General features: G+C 69.8%; 13 protein-coding genes. 10 read left to right on the forward strand and 3 right to left on the reverse strand.

Going from position 1 to position 17,614, the window contains the following annotated elements:
* The first annotated feature begins 330 nt into the window (after window positions 1-330).
* Genes dnaN through purF form a run of 4 tightly spaced genes read left to right on the forward strand, consistent with a single transcriptional unit; the run spans window position 331 to window position 6,334 of the window.
* Entirely contained in the window at window positions 331-1,473 is a 1,143-nt protein-coding gene (gene dnaN / locus ACLNEE_RS12735; protein ID WP_411424285.1) for a DNA polymerase III subunit beta, read from the forward strand.
* Window positions 1,474-1,479: 6 nt separating this feature from the next.
* On the forward strand, window positions 1,480-2,319 hold the full coding sequence (locus ACLNEE_RS12740) for a hypothetical protein (RefSeq protein WP_411424279.1): 840 nt from the start codon (window positions 1,480-1,482) through the stop codon (window positions 2,317-2,319).
* 60 nt (window positions 2,320-2,379) lie between these two features.
* The gene (gene purL, locus ACLNEE_RS12745) at window positions 2,380-4,788 is read left to right on the forward strand and encodes a phosphoribosylformylglycinamidine synthase subunit PurL (protein ID WP_411424278.1); all 2,409 of its coding nucleotides are present in this window, start codon (window positions 2,380-2,382) and stop codon (window positions 4,786-4,788) included.
* A 58-nt stretch (window positions 4,789-4,846) separates the two neighbouring features.
* Window positions 4,847-6,334 carry an amidophosphoribosyltransferase gene (gene purF / locus ACLNEE_RS12750; RefSeq protein ID WP_412007194.1) on the forward strand — a complete coding sequence of 496 codons (1,488 nt, stop codon included), beginning with the start codon at window positions 4,847-4,849 and terminating at the stop codon, window positions 6,332-6,334.
* Between the two features lie 62 nt (window positions 6,335-6,396).
* Here purF and ACLNEE_RS12755 read toward each other — a convergent pair whose 3' ends face one another.
* The 3 genes from ACLNEE_RS12755 to queG all read right to left on the reverse strand — a co-directional run bounded on the left by ACLNEE_RS12755 (window position 6,397) and on the right by queG (window position 10,869).
* Window positions 6,397-8,901, reverse strand: a complete 2,505-nt coding sequence (locus ACLNEE_RS12755) for a DNA gyrase/topoisomerase IV subunit A (RefSeq protein ID WP_411424426.1) — start codon at window positions 8,899-8,901, stop codon at window positions 6,397-6,399.
* Window positions 8,902-8,967: 66 nt separating this feature from the next.
* Window positions 8,968-9,867, reverse strand: a complete 900-nt coding sequence (locus ACLNEE_RS12760; protein WP_411424427.1) for a tetratricopeptide repeat protein — start codon at window positions 9,865-9,867, stop codon at window positions 8,968-8,970.
* Between the two features lie 24 nt (window positions 9,868-9,891).
* Window positions 9,892-10,869 carry a tRNA epoxyqueuosine(34) reductase QueG gene (gene queG, locus ACLNEE_RS12765; RefSeq protein WP_411424428.1) on the reverse strand — a complete coding sequence of 326 codons (978 nt, stop codon included), beginning with the start codon at window positions 10,867-10,869 and terminating at the stop codon, window positions 9,892-9,894.
* A 42-nt stretch (window positions 10,870-10,911) separates the two neighbouring features.
* On the opposite strand from queG, the gene ACLNEE_RS12770 reads away from it, so the two are divergent.
* From ACLNEE_RS12770 to argH, 6 genes are all read left to right on the forward strand, one after another.
* The gene (locus ACLNEE_RS12770) at window positions 10,912-11,583 is read left to right on the forward strand and encodes an HpsJ family protein (protein WP_411424429.1); all 672 of its coding nucleotides are present in this window, start codon (window positions 10,912-10,914) and stop codon (window positions 11,581-11,583) included.
* A gap of 110 nt (window positions 11,584-11,693) precedes the next feature.
* Window positions 11,694-12,386, forward strand: coding sequence for a DUF502 domain-containing protein (locus ACLNEE_RS12775; RefSeq protein ID WP_411424433.1), 693 nt, complete (start codon window positions 11,694-11,696; stop codon window positions 12,384-12,386).
* The gene (nusB, locus tag ACLNEE_RS12780; RefSeq protein ID WP_411424430.1) at window positions 12,386-13,024 is read left to right on the forward strand and encodes a transcription antitermination factor NusB; all 639 of its coding nucleotides are present in this window, start codon (window positions 12,386-12,388) and stop codon (window positions 13,022-13,024) included. Before ACLNEE_RS12775 ends, nusB begins: the two co-directional genes overlap by 1 nt.
* Window positions 13,024-14,667: a signal recognition particle-docking protein FtsY gene (gene ftsY / locus ACLNEE_RS12785; RefSeq protein ID WP_411424431.1), complete on the forward strand. Its 1,644-nt coding sequence runs from the start codon at window positions 13,024-13,026 to the stop codon at window positions 14,665-14,667. The genes nusB and ftsY overlap by 1 nt, the downstream gene beginning before the upstream one ends.
* An 85-nt stretch (window positions 14,668-14,752) precedes the next feature.
* Window positions 14,753-16,132 carry a PP2C family protein-serine/threonine phosphatase gene (locus tag ACLNEE_RS12790; protein ID WP_411424432.1) on the forward strand — a complete coding sequence of 460 codons (1,380 nt, stop codon included), beginning with the start codon at window positions 14,753-14,755 and terminating at the stop codon, window positions 16,130-16,132.
* 35 nt (window positions 16,133-16,167) lie between these two features.
* On the forward strand, window positions 16,168-17,595 hold the full coding sequence (argH, locus tag ACLNEE_RS12795) for an argininosuccinate lyase (protein WP_411424158.1): 1,428 nt from the start codon (window positions 16,168-16,170) through the stop codon (window positions 17,593-17,595).
* Window positions 17,596-17,614: the final 19 nt, after the last annotated feature.

The following is a 17,614-nucleotide window of genomic DNA, read 5'->3' on the forward strand; positions in this document are numbered from 1 at the left end:
GCTGCGGAATGCAGCCGGAGAAGCAACGCCCCGGTCCGCCCTCCTCTTTCCCCAGCGGCGGGAATCTGGGGAGAACGGCGATTCCTCCCCAGCAGGCTGTGGCCGTTCCCCAGGCCTCGATCCGGCGCAGGCCTGCCCCAGAAGGGAAAGCGGGCCTTTTGCCCAGTTTCCCCAGGCCCTAAGGCTACGGGTTTGTTCTTTCTTTTCCAGTTGATTGATGGACTTGCAGAAGGTTCCGGGGATGGCGGATGACCGGCGTTGCGCAATTCACCGGGCTGTGGAAACGTGGTGCTCCCGTCCCACGGACACCGGGTTCAGCCCCGCGACACCATGAAGCTGGTCTGCTCTCAGACGGAACTCAGCGCGAGCCTGCAACTGGTCAGCCGCGCGGTGGCCGCCAGGCCCACCCACCCGGTGCTCGCCAACGTGCTGCTCACGGCTGACGCCGGCACCGGTCGCCTCAGCCTCACGGGGTTCGATCTGAGCCTCGGCATCCAGACCAGCATTTCCGCCGATGTGGAGACCAGCGGTGCCATCACCCTGCCCGCCCGCCTCTTCGGCGAAATCGTCTCCCGTCTCTCGGCCGACGGCCCGATCACGATCCACTGCCGCGAGGGCCATGAGCAGGTGGATCTGATCAGCCTCTCCGGTCAGTACGAGATGCGGGGGATGCCGGCCGAGGATTTCCCCGATCTGCCGCTGGTGCAGACCGGCCATCCCATCCGCCTCCAGGCCGAGGCCCTGGTCAAGGGATTGCGGGCCACCCTCTTCGCCAGCAGCGGTGACGAGGCCAAGCAGCTGCTCACCGGGGTCCATCTCCATCTCGATCCCGAGGGCCTGGAGTGCGCTGCCACCGATGGACACCGGCTCGCTGTGCTGCGCCTGGCCGAGGCGGGTCTGGCTCCGGATCAGGGCGGCGAGCCCTTTGCCGTCACCGTGCCGGCGCGATCCCTGCGGGAACTGGAGCGGTTGCTCTCCGGACGCCAGTCGGAGGAGCCGCTGAGCCTCTTCTGCGATCGGGGCCAGGTGGTCTTCCTGTGGGCCGACCAGGTGCTGACCAGCCGCAGCCTGGATGGCACCTACCCCAACTACCGCCAGCTGATCCCCGAGAGCTTCGGGCGCCGCATCGTCATCGATCGCCGCGGCCTGATCGCGGCCCTGGACCGGGTGGCGGTGCTGGCGGACCAGCACAACAACGTGGTGAAGATCACCGCCGATCCCGACGCCGGCAGGCTCCAGGTGCAGGCCGATGCCCAGGATGTGGGCCGCGGCTCCGAATCCCTGCCGGCCGACATGTCCGGGGAGTCCATCCAGATCGCCTTCAATGTCCGCTACCTGCTCGACGGTCTCAAGGCCATGGTCTCGGAGCAGGTCGTGCTCCAGTGCAATGCCCCGACCACGCCGGCCGTGCTGCAGTCCCTCGATGAGTCCGGTTTCACCTATCTGGTGATGCCCGTTCAGATCCGGGGCTGAACCGCCTTGTCCCTTCCCGAGCAACTCCTGCTCAGCGACCTGCTGCGGCGGCGTGTCCGCTGTGACAGGGGACTGGAACGGGGGGCGGGTCTGCGGGTCTGGATGCATCCGCCGGTGCATCGGGTGCTGGGCTGGGTCACCCGTCCTTCGGCGTTCGGCAATCGCCGCCTGGTGTGGCGGCTGGATCAGCTGCGGGCGCTGCTGGAGCTGGAGGCCCTGGTGAAGGGGGATCCCGCCGAGACCGACCAGGACACGATCGAGCGCCTGCCCACCCTGATCGAGGCCTCCCTGCTCGATGCCCGCCGCGAGCCGATCGGCACCCTGGCCGATGCCGCCATCGAGCTCCGCACCGGCCGGATCCGCCATTACCTCGTGAGTCGCAGCGACCCCCGGCTGCCCGGCAGCAGCCGCTGGCGGCTCAGTCCGGAGCGGATCGTGGATCAGCAGCCCGGCCTGGTGTTCACCGCCCTGCAGGGCCTCGATGATCTCCCCCTTGCCCGCGCCAGCGTCCGCCAGGAGTTCCTGCGTCGCTCGCGTCGCTGGCGTGACCAGGTGCAGGAGGAGACGAGCCGGCTGCGGGACCAGTTCCAGGAGGCGGGTGATCGCCTCGAGGGCCGTGTCGAGGGCTGGCTCGAAGAACCGCCCTGGGAGGCCGCGGCGGAGCCCCGGCGCGACTGGGGGCCTCCCCAGGACCCCCCGCCGGACGACGGCGAGGATCCCGAACCCTGGGACGACCACTGGGGGGTCGAGCCGAGTGAGCAGGAGTCCCCCCCGTCCTGGATGGCTCAGCCCCGCGCCCGCCGCCGCCGCCACCAGCCCGACCCGGATGGTGATCCCTGGATCTGACCCGCCGCCGGGCCCCGGGCTGCTGAACCCCTTCGGCCACACTGGAGCCATCCGACTCCCATGGCTGTGGTTGCTGCTTCCGACCCTGCGGCTCCCGATTACCCGGTGCCCGAAGCCCTCAGGAAGGAGAACCTGAGCCAGGACGACTATGAGGAGATCTGCCGCCGCCTGGGCCGGGCCCCCAACCGGGCCGAACTGGGCATGTTCGGGGTGATGTGGTCGGAGCACTGCTGCTACCGCAATTCACGCCCCCTGCTCAGCCAGTTCCCCACCAGCGGCCCGCGCATCCTGGTGGGTCCCGGCGAGAACGCCGGTGTGGTGGATCTCGGTGAGGGCCAGCGCCTGGCCTTCAAGATCGAGAGCCATAACCACCCCTCGGCGGTGGAGCCGTTCCAGGGGGCGGCCACGGGGGTGGGCGGCATCCTGCGCGACATCTTCACCATGGGTGCCCGGCCGATCGCCCTGCTCAACGCCCTGCGCTTCGGCCCCCTCGAGGACGAGCGCAACGTCGGCCTGATGGAGGGCGTGGTGGCGGGCATCGCCCACTACGGCAACTGTGTGGGCGTGCCCACCGTGGGCGGTGAGGTGGCCTTCGACCCCAGCTACTCCGGCAACCCGCTGGTGAACGCCATGGCCCTCGGCCTGATGGAGACCGAGGAGATCGTCTGCTCCGGCGCCGAGGGCGTGGGCTATCCCGTGGTGTACGTGGGCAGCACCACCGGCCGCGACGGCATGGGCGGCGCCAGCTTTGCGAGCGCCGAGCTCACCGAGGCCTCGCTCGATGACCGGCCCGCCGTGCAGGTGGGCGATCCCTTTCTGGAGAAGGGTCTGATCGAGGCCTGCCTCGAGGCCTTCCAGAGCGGCGATGTGGTGGCGGCCCAGGACATGGGCGCCGCCGGACTCACCTGCAGCTGCTCGGAGATGGCCGCCAAGGGTGGCCTGGGCATCGAGCTCGATCTCGATCGCGTGCCCGCCCGCGAGGCCGGCATGACCGCCTACGAGTTCCTGCTGAGCGAATCCCAGGAGCGGATGCTCTTCGTGGTCAAGCCAGGCCACGAGGAGCCGCTGATGGCGCGCTTCACCCGCTGGGGCCTGCAGGCGGCCGTGGTGGGCCGCGTGCTCGAGCAGAACGTGGTGCGCGTGCTCCAGAACGGCGAAGTGGCCGCCGAGGTGCCCGCCAGTGCCCTGGCCGACGACACCCCGATCAACCATCACGAGCTGCTCAGCGAGCCTCCGGCCGCGATCCAGGCCCACTGGCGCTGGAGTGAGGCCGATCTGCCCGCGGCGGGCCCCACGGGCATCACGCCGGTCGGGGGGGAGCGGGCCGGTCAGCCCACTAGCTGGAACCAGGCCCTGCTGCTGCTGCTCGATGACCCGACGATCGCCTCGAAGCGCTGGGTCTACCGCCAGTACGACCACCAGGTGCAGGCCAACACCGTGGTTCCTCCAGGCGGGGCGGATGCGGCGGTGGTGCGGCTGCGGCCCCAGCAGGGTGCGGGCGCCATGGCGCCCGCCCACCGGGGCGTGGCCGCGGTGGTGGACTGTCCCAACCGCTGGGTGGCTCTCGACCCCGAGCGCGGCGGAATGGCGGCAGTGGCGGAGGCGGCCCGCAACCTCAGCTGCGTGGGGGCCGAGCCCCTGGCCGTGACCGACAACCTCAACTTCCCCTCGCCTGACACCGCCATCGGCTATTGGCAGCTGGCGATGGCCTGCCGCGGCCTCTCTGCCGCCTGCAGCGCCCTGGGGACCCCGGTCACCGGTGGCAACGTCTCCCTCTACAACGAGACCCGCCTCCCCGACGGCACCATGCAGCCGATCCACCCCACTCCGGTGGTGGGAATGGTGGGGCTGGTGCACGACCTGGCTCGGATCTGCGGCCTGGCCTGGCATCAGCCCGGCGATGCCATCTGGCTGCTGGGGGTGCCGCTCGAGCCGCTCGTGGCCCCCGGGCCGCTGGATGAGCGGGTCAGTCTGGCGGGCGGGAGCTATCTGGCCTGCGTCCACGGCCTGGTCACCGGCCGCCCCCCCCGCCCCGACCTCGCCCTGGAGCAGGCCGTGCAGGCGTTTCTGCGTCAGGCGATCGCCGCCGGCCTGGTGACAGCCGCCCACGACCTCAGCGATGGAGGCCTCGCCGTGGCCCTGGCGGAATGCTGCATCGCCTCCGGCCTCGGCGCCGACCTCTGCCTGCCCACCTCGGTCGCCCGCCCCGACCGCCTTCTGTTTGCCGAAGGAGGCGCCCGCATCCTGGTGAGCGTGCCGGCCCAGCAGGCTGCAGGCTGGCAGGAGGCTCTGGCGGCCGTCGCGGGGTCCGTGCCCGCCACCGAGCTGGGCCAGGTCATCGCCAGCCCCAACCTCAGCGTCCGCAGTTCCGGAGCCGCCCTGCTGCAGCTTGGCCTCGACCAGCTGCGCGAGCCGTTCGAGCAGGCGATCCCTCGCCGCATGGGGGTGGATCTCCCCCCCACCGCCTGAGTGAAGCCCTGATGCAGAATGATTTCTTGATGTACTGGGTGTCGGGCTTGTGGCGGTGATGCATCCGGACCCCGCGCCCAGCCCTCCCGTTCCCGACCGCCCCGACAAGCCCGAGGAGGCCTGCGGGGTCTACGGCGTGCTGGCCGCCGGTCAGCAGGTGGCCAACCTCACCTACTTCGGCCTCTATGCCCTGCAGCACCGCGGGCAGGAGTCGGCTGGGATCGCCGTCTTCGATGCCCACCAGCAGGTGCGGCTGCACAAGGACATGGGTCTGGTCAGCCAGGTGTTCGACCAGCAGGTGCTGGAGCGCATGCCCGGCGATCTGGCGATCGGCCACAACCGCTACTCGACCACGGGCAGCAGCAAGGTGTGCAACGCCCAGCCGGTCGTGCTCAACACCCGCCTCGGCCCCTTTGCCCTGGCCCACAACGGCAACCTGGTCAATGCGGCCCAGCTGCGCGAGGAACTCCGGGCCATCGCCAGTGAGCTGACCTCCACCACGGATTCGGAACTGATCGCCTTCGCGCTCCAGCAGGCCGTGAATGACGGCCTCAGCTGGGACCAGGCCATCCGCCGGGCGGCGGCCCGCTGTCGGGGGGCATTCAGCCTGGTGATCGGCACCCCGGAGGGTCTGTTTGCCCTGCGGGATGGCCACGGCATCCGCCCGCTCGTGTTCGGCCATCTCGGTGAACCCCACCAGGGCCACTGGGTGGTGAGCAGCGAGACCTGTGGGCTGGACATCATCGGGGCCGCCTACAACGACGATGTGCAGCCCGGGGAGATCATCCATTTCCTCCAGGGCGATCCCTCGCCGCAGCGCAGCCGCTGGTGCGAGGAGCCCGCCAAGCTGTGCGTGTTCGAGATGATCTATTTCGCTCGGCCCGACAGCCGCTTTTTCGGCGAATCCCTCTACAGCTATCGCGTGCGGATCGGTGAAGTCCTGGCCCGCGAGACCCCCATCGACGCCGACATCGTGATCGGTGTGCCCGATTCAGGCATCCCGGCGGCCATCGGCTATTCCCAGGTCAGTGGCATCCCCTTCGCCGATGGTCTGATCAAGAACCGCTATGTCGGTCGCACCTTCATCCAGCCCACCCAGGCGATGCGGGAGGCCGGGATCCGCGTCAAGCTGAATCCCCTTCCCGATGTGCTGGCCGGCAAGCGGGTGGTGGTGATCGATGACTCGATCGTGCGTGGCACCACCAGCCGCAAGCTGGTCGCGGCCCTCCGCGATGCCGGTGCCACCGAGGTGCACATGCGGATCAGTTCACCCGCCGTGACCCATCCCTGCTTCTACGGCATCGACACCGACACCCAGGACCATCTGATTGCGGCGCGGCTCACCCTGGAGGAGATCACCAGCCACCTGGGTGTCGATTCGCTTGCCTACCTCAGCAAGGAAGGCATGGTGGAGGCTGCCCAGGCCGAGTCTTCCCACTTCTGCACGGCCTGTTTCGACGGCCAGTACCCGATCGAGATGGACGAGTCGGTGCGCTCCAGCAAGCTGATGCTCGAACCCGCCGGCATCGCCGCCACGGTTCACTGAGGGCCATCCTGCCCTGACAGAAAGTCGCCACAGGCGGCGGAAGGGCTCACCCCCAGGTCGGCTCAGGCAAGCAGGGGAATGAGCCGGCGCACCGCTTCGCCCGGGCGCAGGCTGAGCTCAAGGCCGGCGCCGTTCGGATCCTGGAGATCCAGGTTCCCCGGGACGAGTCGACCACTGCGGCTCTCCCCCACCAGCACCCCCACCACCGAGGCGGCGCCATCGCACAGGTCCACCAGCGTGTCGCCGCGGCGGCTGAAGCGCACCCCGATCTGGCCCAGATCGCCCCGTTGGCAGCGACGCAGACCGTCCAGGCTCAGCCGCTTGACCACCCCGCCGCTGCTGGCCAGCAGCACCGAGCCGCCCGCTTCGACGCAGGCCGCTCCGACGACCCGCTCCTCCGGCAGCAGCCGCATCAGCACCGGTCCCTGGGCGGTGCGACCCATCAGGGGCACCTGGCTGTCCTGCAGCGGCAACCGCAGCATCCGACCCGTGCTGCTCCCCACCACCAGATCTTCCCCCTCGCGGCAGAGGACCACCCGCTGCAGGACCACCCCTTCCTTGAGTTTGAGGACCGTGGCCGCCCGGCCTGACAGTTCCTGGAATTCCTCCAGCGGCAGCCGCTTGAAGCGACCGTCGCTGCTGAGCAGGCCGAGGCTCAGGCCTCCGCTCTCGCCGCCCTCCGGCAGGGGCATCACCTGCACCACGGTGGCGCCATCCAGGCTGTCGGGCAGGAAGCGCTCCAGCAGACCGGGCTGCTGACCGGCGAATTCCCAGCGCAGCAGCGCCACGCGGCCGTCGGCGGTGAAGGCCAGCACCTGGGGCTGGCGGGCCACCGGCACCATCACCTGGCCCGGTGCGGGATGGTCGCCCAGATCGACGGGTTCATCGAGGTGCAGCCGGCCCAGCACCTGGGGGCTCACCACCTTCACCGCCCCGTCGGCCTGGATCACCAGCCGGCTGTCCGTCGCGAGGGCCTCGTAGGCCTGCTGACGCTGCAGCTCGGCATTCGGGCGGATGGCGGCCGCCCGCTGGGCCACCAGGTCATCGCCGCCCTCCACCAGGCGGGTGCGGCGCGGGGTGGCAAACCGTTTCCTGAGCGCCTTGAATTCCGCCACCATCGCCTCCAGCAGGCTGCCGCGGTCCTCGAGCAGGTGGCGCAGCCGGGTGCGCTCCTGACGGAGTTCCTCGGATTCCTTGCGCAGGCTTTCCTGCTCCAGACCGGTGAGGCGGCGCAGGGGCATGGCCAGAACGGCATCGGCCTGACGTTCGCTCAGATCGAGATGGACCTGCAGGCTTGCCCTGGCGCTGGCGGCATCGGCGGCCGCGGTGATCATGGCGATCACCTGGGGCAGGGCATCGAGGGCCTTGATCAGGCCCTCCACCACCTCCAGCCGGTCTTCACAGCGCTGGAGCGCATGGCGGGTTCTCCGGACCAGGGTCAGCTCCCGGTAGGCCAGGAACTCCTCCAACATGCGGCGGAGGCTCAGCTGGACAGGCTGCCCGTTGACCAGGGCCAGCAGGATGGCGCCGAAGTTGCTCTGCAGGGCGGTGCGGCGCTGGAGCTCCCCCAGCACGGTCTCAGCGCTGGCGTCGCGGCGGAGCTCCACCACCACCCGCATGCCGTCGCGATCGCTCTCGTCACGGATGTCGGCGATGCCGCCGATCTTGCCGTCGTTCACCTGCTCGGCCAGCTTCTCGATCCAGCCGGCCTTGCTGAGCTGGTAGGGGAGTTCGGTGATCACCACGGCACTGCGGCGGTGCCGGCCCTTGCCGGGCTGCACTTCCTCGATGTGGGCCACGCCCCGCATCGGGATGCTCCCCCGGCCCACCAGGTAGGTGTCGCGCACACCGCTGCCCAGCAGCACCTCCCCGCCGGTGGGGAAATCCGGGCCTGGCACCAGGGCCAGAAGCTTCTCATCGGTCAGGTCGGGCTTGCGGATGAGGGCGATCAGGGCATCCACCACTTCCCCCAGGTTGTGGGGCGGGATGTTCGTGGCCATGCCCACAGCTATGCCTGTGCAGCCGTTCAGCAGCAGGAAGGGCAGCTGGGCCGGCAGCACCGTGGGCTCCTGCTGGGAGCCGTCGAAGTTGGGGGCGAAATCAACCGTGTCGTTGGCGATCTCATCGAGCATCGCCTCGTTGGCGATCGGGGCGAGACGGGTTTCGGTGTACCGCATCGCCGCCGGCGGATCGTCGTCGACCGAGCCGAAGTTGCCGTGGCCGTCGAGGAGCGGGTGGCGGCTGGCGAAGGTCTGCACCAGCCGCACCAGGGCGTCGTAGACCGCCTGGTCGCCGTGGGGGTGGTACTTGCCGAGCACGTCGCCCACCACCCGGGCGCACTTGCGGTAGGGCCGATCCGGGGTCAGCCCCAGCTCGTGCATCGCGTAGAGGATGCGCCGCTGCACCGGTTTGAGTCCGTCCCGTGCGTCGGGCAGGGCCCGGCCCACGATCACGCTCATGGCGTACTCGAGGTAGGAGCGCTGCATCTCCTGATGCAGGGCGATGGGCTCGATCCGCCCCTCGCCGTTCGGAGTGCCGTTCCGTTCGTTGCCGCGCTCCTCGGCCATCCGGTGCTGGGGTGAGGGGGCGAGAGGTGGGGCTCAGCCTACCGATGCCGTTCCAGCTGAGCGGGGTTACTCCTCCGGTTCGGCGCCCAGGTCACCCTCCGGACTGGCGTTGGCCATGGCACGGTCCACGTAGGGCTTGAGTTCGGCCTGCTGCAGCAGGATCTGGGTCGTGCTGCGCAGCCGCGGTCCCCAGAGCTGTTCCTTCTGGTAGCTCTCCAGGACGTAGTTCGGCTCGGCGTTCAGGGCTTTGCCGGCCCGTTCGAGCGCCTCCTGGCGGCCTTCGGCGCCGCTGTTGAACAGGCCTGCGGCCAGGGCCAGATTCGGTTCTGCGGCATCGGGCTTGATGCCCAGCACTTTCCTCCACCGGTCGATCGCGTCGCGGGTCCGGCCCTGTTCGTAGAGGACCAGCGCCTGGTTGTTGATCGCTTCCCAGAAGTCCTTGCGCAGCTGGCTCGCCCGCTCGAAGGCCTTGAGGGCCTGGGCGGGTCGGTCGGTCAGGATGTGGGCATTGCCCAGATCGAAGTAGGCGCTGGCGCTGCGGCCGTCCAGGCGCAGGCCCTGCTCCAGCAGTCCGATGGCCTCCGCCGGTCGGCCATCGCGCAGCGCGAGCGACCCCTCGGCGAACCAGATGCCGGCATTGCGGGGATCGAGTTCCTTGGCCCGGGCGAGAGAGGCGGCCGCCTCCTTGAGCTGGTTGCTGCGCAGCTGGGCTTCCGCCAGCAGCAGCCAGCCCCGCGGGTCGTTCGGCAGCAGCCGCACCGTGAGGGCGGCCAGACGGGCCGCATCCTCCGCCTGGCCGAGTCGCAACAGGCGGGCGGCGGCCTGGGCGATGCCCAGGCCGGCGGCCTCCAGTTCTTGTTGCTGCGGAACGTAGGTGTAGGGGACCAGGGCGTGGGCCGGTGGCGTCTGGCTGAGACTCAGGCCCAGGGCAACAAGCGGAATGGCGCGCAGCCAGCGCGGGGCCATTGAAACGGGTCGGTTGTGGCCAGCCTAGGGAGTGGGCCGGGGGGCAGCCCGGCCCAGCACCGCCCGGATGTTGCGTCGCCACATCCACGGTCTGATCCGCCGCAGCGCCGAGGCCCGCAGGCGCTCGTCCCAGAGTGCGTCGCTCCAGGAGAGCGCCTCCTCCGCCGGCAGCCCCAGCCACCACGGCCGGGGTTGCACGTCGGGATCCTTCGAGCTTTCGAGCGGCTGCTGATTCCAGGGGCAGACCTCCTGACAGATGTCGCATCCCGCGACCCAGCCGCCCAGGGCCGCGGCGATCGGTGCCGGCAGGTCGGGATCGCGGTTCTCGATCGTGTGGAAGGCGATGCAGAGCCGGCTGTCCACCACGAAGGGTTCGCGGATCGCACCGGTGGGGCAGGCGGGCAGGCAGCGGCTGCAGCTGCCGCAGAGGGGGGTCGCCGGCGCATCGGCGGGCAGATCCAGGCTGGTGAGCAGGTGCCCCAGCAGCAGCCACGACCCCCTCCGCCGATCGATCAGGTTGCCGTGCTTGCCGATCCAGCCCAGGCCGGCCTCCTCCGCCCAGGCCTTGTCCATGAGCGGGGCGCTGTCCACGCAGGCTCTCCAGCGGACCCCCGGCACCGTCGCCTCGAGCCAGCGGCCCAGCCGCCGCAGGCGGCCCTCGATCACGCGGTGGTAGTCCCGTCCCCAGCCGTAGCGCGCCACGGCCGGTGTGCCCGGCAGCCGTTCCGCGGCGACGTAATAGTTGAGTCCCACGGCCAGCAGGCTTCGCACGCCGGGCAGCAGGGTCTCGATCCGCTGGCGCCGGGGGTCGGCCATCCAGGCCATACCGGCCTGGTGTCCAGCGGCCAGCCAGCGTTCCAGGGCTGCGCTGCGCAGCTGCCAGCGCTCCCCTGCCGGCACGGCGGCGATGCCCACCGGATCGAACCCAAGCGCCCCGGCCTCCCGTTTCAGCGCCTCGGCCAGCTCGGCTGCCCGGGCCGTTCCGGCCGCGCGGTGCGTCACTCGTACAGTTGCCGCGAATCTTCAGTCTGCAGCGAGCAACCTGTGAGTAGTACAGCCACCTCCGGCCGCCTGGCCCATCTGCTGCGCTGGATCGGCCTCACCCTGGTGGCCCTGACCGGTCTCCAGGTCGCTGCCCTGCTGGCCGCCTGGAACTGGTCGCTCGAGCCCTTCCGCCAGCTGTTCGTCGACCGTCTGGTCGGGGAAACGCCCATGGCCCTGGTGGGGCTGCTGCTGATGCTGATCGCCAGCCGCTTCGAGGCTCCCGCCGGGCGCACCGCGCTCCGCTGGGTCGTGGGTCTGATCGGCATCGTGCTCGCCATCACGATGGTCGTGGCGGTTCCCATCTCGATCGAGGCCGAGACGGCCCTCGCCCAGCAGATGCAGCAGTCCGAAGCCACCATCGCCCAGCAGACCTCCCAGCTGGAGATGCAGAAAAAGCAGCTGCAGGACCCCGGTTTCGTCGACAAGCTGATCGCCGAGGCCGAGAAGGAGGGGCGCATCCCCGCGGGTGCTTCCGCTGAGATGAAGAAGCAGAAAGCCCAGGAGTTCATCGACACCCAGCTCAAGCCCCAGCTCGAGCAGGCCGAGCAGCAGCTGGGCCAGGCCCGCCTGGCCAGGGATGTGGCCCTGCAGCAGCGCCGCTTCAGCGGTACCGCCCGGGCCGGTGTGCTCGCCATCGGCTTTGCCCTGGTGGCCCTGGCGGCCCTGGTCTGAGCGATGGGAAACGTCCGGGGGGCGTGGCTGGCTAAGTTGCCATCTGGTAGCTGACGACCGGATCGCCGGGTCTTCCCTTGGTTCAATCCAGTCCCAGACCTGATCAGCCCCTGGGCGACCGCCTCCAGCAGGATCTCAAGAACGATCTGATCGCCGGCCTGCTGGTGGTCATTCCGCTGGCCACCACGATCTGGCTCGCCACCACGGTGAGCCGGTTCGTGCTCGCCTTTCTCACCTCCATCCCCAAGCAGTTCAACCCCTTCAACACCCTCAATCCGGTGTTGCAGGAACTGATCAATCTGGGCGTCGGCCTGCTGGTTCCCCTGCTGGGGATCCTGTTGATCGGCCTGATGGCCCGCAACATCGTCGGTCGCTGGCTGCTGGAATTCGGGGAGGGGACGCTGCTGAGGATCCCCCTGGCGGGATCGGTCTACAAGACCCTCAAGCAACTGCTCGAGACCTTCCTGCAGGGCAACTCCTCCCGCTTCCGCCGGGTGGTCCTGGTGGAATACCCCCGCGAGGGGCTCTATGCCCTCGGATTCGTCACCGGCGTGCTGGGCACAGCCCTGCAGGCCGGATTCAACGAGCCCATGCTGAGCGTGTTCATTCCCACCGCCCCGAATCCCACCACCGGCTGGTACACGGTGGTGCCGGAGCGTTCCGTCCGGGATCTCGACCTGTCGGTGGAGGATGCCTTCCGCACCATCATCTCCGCCGGCATCGTCAATCCCGACGAACGCGAAACCCCCAACCGCAGTTTCTCCAGCCTGCTGGCCCAGCTGCGAGCTCCCCAGATGTCCTGATGCAGAGCCGCACCCTCTCCCGTGAACTGGCCCTGCTAATGCTTGGCCAGACCAGCGACCGCGCCGATTCTCCAACCTCCTCGTCCGACCCCCCCCTGGATGTGCTGCTGCAGCAGGCCCTGGCCAGCCTCAGCCAGCACGTGCGCGAGGCCCTCGATCGCTCGGCCGAGGATCTGCAGACCGCCCAGCAGCAGCTGCTCGACAGTGAGCTCCAGGAGCAGGGAGTCGAGCAGCTGCCCCGGGTCCGGCAGCATCTCCAGGACGGCCTGGCGGCGGCCGAGCAGGCCCTCAACCGTCTTTCCGCGAGCCTGGAGCTGCCCCGGCTGTTGCTGCTCGCCGACCAGGAGGAGGTGCGCCGCGGGGCCATCGACCGTGCCGCAGCCGTGATCCGCCAGCGCCCGGCCATCGACCGGCGACTCGACGCCGTGATGGAGGGCTGGCGCCTGGGCCGCCTTCCCCGCATCGATCGGGACATCCTTCGCCTGGCTGCGGTGGATCTAAGCGAGTTCGGCACCCCGGCGGCCGTGGCCTGCAGTGAGGCGGTGGAGCTCGCCAACCGCTACAGCGACGAGCAGGGCCGGCGCATGATCAACGGCGTCCTGCGCCGGTATACCGCGGCGGCGGCGGCAGGGGCCTGATGGTGTTCGACTGGTTCCGCAGGAAGGCGGCCCCCGCCGCTGGCCAGGATGTCCCCCCCTCCGAAGCTGAGGTGGTGCCCGGGCCGGCGCCTGAGTTGGCGACCGAGTCGGCGCTCTCCCCTGGCACGGAGAACGATCCCGCTGCCGCCCCCCGGGATCAAGGCGCCCTCCCGGAGCCTGCCTCCTCCCCCTCCCCGGATGGCGCCTCCCGGGATGACCCCTCCCCGGATGGCGATGCCCCACCGGCAGCCGTCCCCCCGCCTGCCTCCGGCGGCGTCGATCAGGACACCCTCGCCTGGGCCCGCGAGGCCTATGCCCGGCTCAAGGCCCAGCAGGAGGCGGCCCGCAGCCAGACCGAGGCCCCGCAGGTCGAGGCCCAGGCCTCCGAGGTTCCAGAACCCGCACGCCGGCCTGCCCCCGAGCCCACCGCCGTTCCCGAGCCGAGCAACGCGGAGTTGGCCCCGCGGCCGTCCCTGCTTGAGCTTGCCGCCGCCCAGCGGGCCGAGCGGCAGCAGGCCCTCACCGCCCCCACGGAGGAGCCGCCTCCTGAAGCTGCCGAACCCGCTGCTGGCCCAGCCCCCGCTCCGGCCGCCTCGGCGGCCCCTCCAGCCGATGCGGCAGAACCCCAGCTCGGGGCCTTCGACGACACCTTCACCTGGTCGGTCGAGGTGCTCGCCGCCCAGGGGAGGGCCGCCGATGAGGTCTCCCTCGAGGAGATCGACTGGTTGGGCCGTCTGCGCCAGGGTCTCGAGAAAACCCGGCGGGGTTTCGTCAGCCAGCTGCTCGAGACCCTCGGGGATGATCCCCTCACGCCCGAACTGCTCGAGGATCTCGAGACCACCCTGCTCCGCGCCGACGTGGGCGTCTCCGCCACCGACCAGGTGCTCGAGGCCCTGCGCCAGCGCCTCAACCAGGAGGTGGTCGATCCGGCCGAGGGGATCCGCTTCCTCAAGGAGCAGCTGCGCGGCATCCTCGAGCGGCCGATTCAGGAGAGTGACCGTCCCCTGCTGGTTCCCGAGCGCGATCGCCTCAATGTCTGGCTGATGGTGGGTGTCAACGGTGTCGGCAAGACGACCACCCTCGGCAAGCTGGCGAACCTGGCGGTGCGCAGTGGTTACAGCTGTCTGATCGCCGCGGCGGACACCTTCCGGGCCGCCGCCGTGGAGCAGGTGCGCGTCTGGGGCGATCGCAGCCACGTGCCGGTGATCGCCAACCCCAGTGCCAATGCCGATCCGGCCGCCGTCGTCTACGACGCCATCGGCGCCGCCAGGGCCCAGGGCACCGAACTGGTCCTGGTGGACACGGCGGGCCGCCTTCAGACCAAGCACAACCTGATGGAGGAACTGGCCAAGGTGCGGCGCATCGTCGACAAGCTCGCCCCCGAGGCGGCGGTGGAATCCCTGCTCGTCCTCGATGCCAGCCAGGGACAGAACGGCCTGCGCCAGGCCATGGCCTTCGCCAGTGCGGCCGGGCTCACCGGCGTGGTGCTGACCAAGCTCGATGGCAGTGCCCGGGGGGGGGTGGCCCTGGCGGTGGCCTCCGAGGCCGGGTTGCCGATCCGCTTCATCGGGGCCGGGGAGGGAATCCGCGATCTGAGGCCGTTCAACAGCTTCGAGTTCGTGGAGGCGCTGCTCTCCGGCTGATCGCGGCTACCCTACGTTCCCCTGCGGCTGCTCGGTGAGTCAGACGCCGCCAGCCCGCACTGATTCGGAGCCTCCCGCCAACTCTGTGTCCGCGTCCGGTTCGCTGCGCCAGCTGCTGGACAGCCTCAGCCGTGAACAGCGCCGCAACCAGGAGCTGCTCGCTTCGCTCGGATTCGCCCTCCGCAGCGTCACCAACCTCAGCCGCCTGCTGGAACTGGTGCCCGTGGTGGCCTCCCGCCTGGTCGAGGCCGATGGGGCCCTGCTGGTCGTGTTCCGCGACGACGGCACGCTCTGGCGGGACCAGCTCCAGGCCACTCCGGCCGACCGATGCGTGGAGCTGCTCCGCCAGCTGGCTGCGCTGGGGGATGGGGAGTTCAGGACGCTGACCGGCGACGAGGCGGTGGCGGCCCTGCTGGACCAGCGGGTGGCGCGGCTGCTGGGAGGTGGCCGGCTGTTTGCCACCTCCGTGGTCTCCCGCAGCCGTCAGAGGGGCCGCCTCTATGTGTTCAGCGACCGCTCCGGATTCAGCTGGAGTGAGGTGCACCGGCGCCATGTGCAACTGGTGGCCGATCTGGTGGGAGTCGCCCTCGAGAACGAGGCCCTGCTGCAGGACATGCGGCGCCATGAGCGGGTGGACCGCCAGCTCAGCATCGGCGCCGAGATCCAGGCCCAGTTGCTGCCGGATCACTGTCCCGTGATCGATGGGATCGAGCTGGCAGCCCGCTGCCGACCGGCCTTCCAGGTGGGTGGTGACTACTACGACTTCATCCCGACGCGCCCCCAGCTCAGCGGTCGCCACCGCGAGCGTGGCCGCTGGGCGCTGGTCATGGGGGACGTGATGGGCAAGGGGGTGCCGGCGGGTCTGCTGATGAGCCTCCTGCGTGGCATGTTGCGGGCGGAGGTGCTCAGCGGCCATCCCCCCGACCGCATCCTCCACGATCTCAACCAGCTGGCCCAGGAAGACCTGGCCCACTCCCACCGCTTCGTCACCCTCTTCTATTCGGATTACGACCCGCGCACCCGCCTGCTGCGCTACGGCAATGCCGCCCACAACCCGTCCCTCCTCTGGCGGCGTTCCACGGACCGGATCGATCGTCTGGATGCCTCCGGGATGCTCATCGGCCTGGAGAGCGAGGCCGAGTACGGCGTGCAGCAGATCGTGCTCGAACCGGGTGATGTGGTCCTGTACTACACCGATGGGGTGACCGAAGCCGCCGGCTTCAGTGGCGATCGCTATGACGAAGAGCGGCTGCTGCAGAGTTTCCGGGCGGCCTGCAGGGCCGGCCTGGGGGCCCAGGAGATTCTCGATCAGCTCTTCGAGCGGCTGGATCGCTTCGTGGGTTCCGAGCGGCACCTCGATGACGATGCCTCGATGGTGGTGCTCAAGGTGCGGGAGGAGGTGGTGCTGCCCCGGCTGCCCGGTTTGCCTGCTCCCAGGCCCCGGATTCCGAGGCCTCGAAGCTGAGTGGCAAGCTGAACGGCAGCCCCGCTTCCGCCGCAATGGCCGCCGCTTCCTCCCCCTCTCCCCAGCCTGGTGTCACCGGGGGTGAGGCCGGCGGCTGGAGCAACCGCTTCGAGCAGGGCCTGCACCCGGCGATCGAGCGGTTCAACGCCTCGATCGGCTTTGACATCCTTCTGCTCCAGCAGGATCTCGACGGGTCCATCGCCCATGCCCGCATGCTCGGCCGCTGCGGCGTGATCAGCCAGGACGAATCCGCGCGGCTGATCGAGGGGCTCGAGACGGTGCGGCAGGAGGCCGCCGCCGGTCAGTTCCGCCCTGGTCTCGAGGCCGAGGACGTGCACTTCGCCGTGGAACGTCGGCTGATTGAACTCCTGGGACCCCTCGGCAAGAAGCTCCACACCGGTCGCTCCCGCAATGACCAGGTGGGCACCGATCTGCGCCTGTGGCTGCGCCAGCAGATCGATCAGATCGATGCGGCCCTGCTGCGGCTGGAGCGGGCCCTGCTGGAGCAGGCCGAGCGCCACGCCGACACCCTGATTCCCGGTTACACCCATCTGCAGCGGGCCCAGCCGGTCTGCCTGGCCCATCACCTGCTCGCCTACATCGAGATGGCGGAACGGGATCGCGCCCGGTTGGCGGATGTGCGTGGTCGGGTCAACATCTGCCCCCTCGGTGCCGCCGCCCTGGCCGGCACCCCCGTTCCCATCGACCGCCGTCAGACGGCCGCGGAGCTGGGCTTCGAGGCGCTCTACGCCAACAGTCTCGACGCCGTCAGTGATCGGGACTTCGCTGTGGAATTCATGGCAGCGGCTTCGCTGGTGCTTGTCCACCTGAGCCGCCTCAGCGAGGAGGTGATCCTGTGGGCGAGCGAGGAGTTCGGCTTCGTCGCTCTCACCGATCGCTGCGCCACGGGCAGCAGCCTGATGCCCCAGAAGAAGAATCCCGATGTGCCCGAACTGGTGCGGGGCAAGAGCGGCCGGGTGTTCGGCCACCTGATGGGGTTGCTCACCATGATCAAGGGGCTTCCGCTGGCCTACAACAAGGACTTTCAGGAAGACAAGGAAGCCCTCTTCGACGGGGTGGCCACGGTGCACGGCTGCCTTGAGGCCATGGCCATCCTGTTCGAGGAAGGCCTCCAGTTCCGCCCGGAGCGCCTGGAGGCGGCCGTGGCCTCGGATTTCTCCAATGCCACCGATGTGGCCGACTACCTCGTGGCCCGCGGTGTGCCCTTCCGGGAGGCCTACCAGCTGGTGGGTGGCCTGGTGAAACGCTGTCTGCAGGAGGGGGTTCTGCTGCGGGATCTCCCGCTGGATCGCTGGCAGGAGCTGCACCCTGCCTTCGACGCCGACATCCATGCGGCGATCCAGCCGCGCCAGGTGGTGGCGGCCCGGCGCAGCGAGGGTGGTACGGGGTTCGACCAGGTGGCCGCCCAGCTGCAGCGCGTGCGCACAAGGCTTGACGCCTGAGGGCGGAGAGCGCGGGTCG

The organism is Aphanothece stagnina RSMan2012 (assembly GCF_046764815.1).
GTDB lineage: Bacteria > Cyanobacteriota > Cyanobacteriia > PCC-6307 > Cyanobiaceae > NIES-981.

What these genes read in the sequence shown, in the direction of transcription:
- dnaN (WP_411424285.1), top strand. Translation starts at nt 331, where the DNA reads ATGAAGCTGGTCTGCTCTCAGACGGAACTCAGCGCGAGCCTGCAACTG.
- purL (WP_411424278.1), top strand. Translation starts at nt 2,380, where the DNA reads ATGGCTGTGGTTGCTGCTTCCGACCCTGCGGCTCCCGATTACCCGGTG.
- purF (WP_412007194.1), top strand. Translation starts at nt 4,847, where the DNA reads ATGCATCCGGACCCCGCGCCCAGCCCTCCCGTTCCCGACCGCCCCGAC.
- ACLNEE_RS12755 (WP_411424426.1), bottom strand. Translation starts at nt 8,901, where the DNA reads ATGGCCGAGGAGCGCGGCAACGAACGGAACGGCACTCCGAACGGCGAG.
- ACLNEE_RS12760 (WP_411424427.1), bottom strand. Translation starts at nt 9,867, where the DNA reads ATGGCCCCGCGCTGGCTGCGCGCCATTCCGCTTGTTGCCCTGGGCCTG.
- nusB (WP_411424430.1), top strand. Translation starts at nt 12,386, where the DNA reads ATGCAGAGCCGCACCCTCTCCCGTGAACTGGCCCTGCTAATGCTTGGC.
- ftsY (WP_411424431.1), top strand. Translation starts at nt 13,024, where the DNA reads ATGGTGTTCGACTGGTTCCGCAGGAAGGCGGCCCCCGCCGCTGGCCAG.
- argH (WP_411424158.1), top strand. Translation starts at nt 16,168, where the DNA reads ATGGCCGCCGCTTCCTCCCCCTCTCCCCAGCCTGGTGTCACCGGGGGT.